This window comes from Nostocoides sp. (assembly GCF_035343835.1).
GTDB classification, from domain to species: Bacteria; Actinomycetota; Actinomycetes; order Actinomycetales; family Dermatophilaceae; genus Nostocoides_A; species Nostocoides_A vanveenii.
Genome location: NZ_DAOQZV010000333.1, coordinates 1 through 2,617, shown reverse-complemented (window position 1 = coordinate 2,617; position 2,617 = coordinate 1). Strand labels below are relative to the sequence as shown.

Below are 2,617 nucleotides of genomic sequence, written 5' to 3'. Positions count from 1 at the left end.
CAGGGGCGGTCGGCATAGGTCAACCACCAGGACGCGCCGAAGGAGGCCAGGACCAGGAGGGCGAGCCCGACCAGCACCCATCGCCGATTCGGGGCGCGCCGCACGCCCGTCAGATGCCAGAGGAGAAGGAGGAGCAACGGCCAGAGCAGGTAGAACTGCTCCTCGACCCCGACCGACCAGTAGTGCTGAAAGGGCGACGGATAGGTCTCTGCTAGATAGTCGCGACCTTGCAGCGCGAACCGGATGTTCGGCACATACAGCGCCGTCCAGAAGGCATCCTTCAACGCGGTCCGCCGGATGATCGGCGAGGCGAAGACCAGTGTCGCCAGCGACGTCAGGATAAGGACGACGAAGGATGCTGGCAGGATCCTCCGGATGCGGCGGGCATAGAACTGCCCAAAATCGATGCGAGCTGTTTTCGTCAGCCCGGCGAGCAAGTGATTCGTGATCAGGTAGCCGGAGATGACGAAGAAGACGTCGACGCCGACATAGCCACCCGAGAGCCAACCCGACCCTGTGTGGTAGACGACGACGAGGAGGACGGCAATTCCCCGCAATCCCTGAATGTCGGGCCGGTAGGGCGACCTTGCGACCGCAGGCTCAAGCGGTTGAGCCCCATTGACCATGGCATCGACGCTCGATTCCGGGGGCACGCGGTGATTGTGCCGTATGCCGTCAACTCCCGGGAGTGGTTCGCCTCATCACGCCGGTTGCGCCGCCTCATCACGCCGGTTGCGCCGCCTCATCATGTCAGTCGGGCAGCCCGCGAGGCGCTTCGGCGCATACGATCAGGCAGGGCGGGCACTACGAGGGAGGGGTGAGCCGATGATTCTGACCGACGACTTCGTCTTCCTGCATCCGCCGAAGACCGGCGGCACCTTCGCGGGGGCGATGATCCACCGGCTCTATCCCGACCGCCGTCGCCAGCTGCTGGAGCGGCTGCGCGGCGTTCGACCGCTCGGCCGGCCCGCGCGTCAGGAGGTGCACAAGCACGCGCCGCGGCACCGCATACCGGCAAGCCATGCGCACCTACCGGTGCTGGCCACGGTGCGCAGCCCCTACGAGACCTATGTCTCGACCTATGAGTTCAAGGAGTGGGCCAAGGGGCGGCGCAATCCGGAGTTCGCGTCCTACGACTGGGACCGGATCGAAGCGGACTTCCCGGCTTTCCCGCAGTTGAGCTTCGCCGACTTCCTGACGGTTTTCGGCCGGGTCGGCTACCGGATCGACACGCCCGACCGGCCCGACCTGGGCTGGTGCACGGTGCGCTACGCGAATCAGTTCGTGCCGGCACCTGCTCCGGATGTCCGGTCACCGCTCGCGGATATCGTCGCAGCGGTGGTGGAGGGGACGCGCGATGTGCGTTTCATTCATACCGAGAATCTCAATCGCGAGTTGTATGACGCGCTCGGCGAGGTGGGTGTGCCGGCGCAGCGGCGCGCGTTCATCCTCGACGCCGCGAAGGTGCTCCCGACCAAGGGTGGGCGGCGGGCGGACCAGCCGTGGCGGTCGTACTACACCGACGAGACCCGGGACCTGGTGCGGCGCATCGACGCTCCGATGTTCGAGCGATTCCCGGAATATCAGGAGTTGTAAGGATGCGCGCCCGCACCGGGCTGTTGGTCGGCCTGCTGCTCACCGGGGCGGCGGTGGCCGGGTGCACGACGTCGCCCACTGCCTCCGACTCCCCCAGTGCCTCGCGAATGGCGGCGACCACGACGGACGGCTCGTCGGCTCCGGCGACGACGGGAGCGGCAACCACGGGCACGGGACCTGCGGGCAACACCGGCGGGTCAGGGGGTGGGGCGGCTACCGGGACGGGCACCGGTCCCTGTTCGCCACCGACTGCCGCGCCGCACGGTCCCACTGCCCGGATGGCGGTGGTGTCCGAGGGCAGCGCCGGGCAATCGAGAGTGACGGCGGCGGTCTATCCCAAGCCAGCCGGCCCGGCCACACTGTGGTCGCAGTGGGGACAGGGCGTGGTGCTGCCCGACGGGCGCTTCGTCTCGGCCGCGGGGACGCACGACGGGGCCGACGGCAACTCGTACGTTTTCGTCTTCGACCCGGCGACCAGCGCCCTGACGCGCATCTCCGATGTCCTCTCGCTGGTGCCGCACACACCCGGTGACTGGGGCTACGGCAAGATCCACGCCCAGATGGTGCGCTCGGGCTGCGATGTCATCTTCGCGACCTTCTGGGGCGATCGGGACGGGCTGACCTATACGGCCAACTACCCCGGCGACCGGCTCTTCGCCCTAGACACCGCAAGCTATGCGATCACCGACCTCGGTGTGCCCGTGCCGCGCCACGGCATACCGTCGTTGGCCGGCGGGGGCGGTCTGATCTATGGCGAGGCTGCGGATCCGCTCGGCCGGGCGGGTGGCGCGAAGGAGGATGTCGGGGTCTTCTTCGCCTACGACCCAGCCACGAAGTCGGTGGTCTATCAGTCGAATGATCAGCGGCACATGGGCTTTCGCAATATCGCGGTCGGCGCCGACGGCAGCGCGTCTGTCGCCGGGCTGGCCGCGGGTGTGCTGCGTTATCGTCCGGGCGGCGCCTTGGAGGAGCTCGCGACGAAGCTGCCGGGCGGCGGCTGGCTGCGCGCGAGCACGGCGCC

2 protein-coding genes and 1 pseudogene are annotated in these 2,617 nt (G+C 68.1%); 2 read left to right on the top strand and 1 reads right to left on the bottom strand.

From position 1 onward, the window contains the following. On the bottom strand, nt 1-653 hold a 653-nt coding region (locus tag PKH97_RS15725; protein ID WP_324388553.1), incomplete at its 3' end, for an acyltransferase. 172 nt (nt 654-825) lie between these two features. On the opposite strand from PKH97_RS15725, the gene PKH97_RS15720 reads away from it, so the two are divergent. Further along, nucleotides 826-1,596, top strand: coding sequence for a hypothetical protein (locus PKH97_RS15720; RefSeq protein ID WP_324388552.1), 771 nt, complete (start codon nt 826-828; stop codon nt 1,594-1,596). Nucleotides 1,597-1,598: 2 nt separating this feature from the next. Continuing rightward, a pseudogene (locus PKH97_RS15715) lies at nt 1,599-2,617 on the top strand (hypothetical protein); the annotation flags it as partial.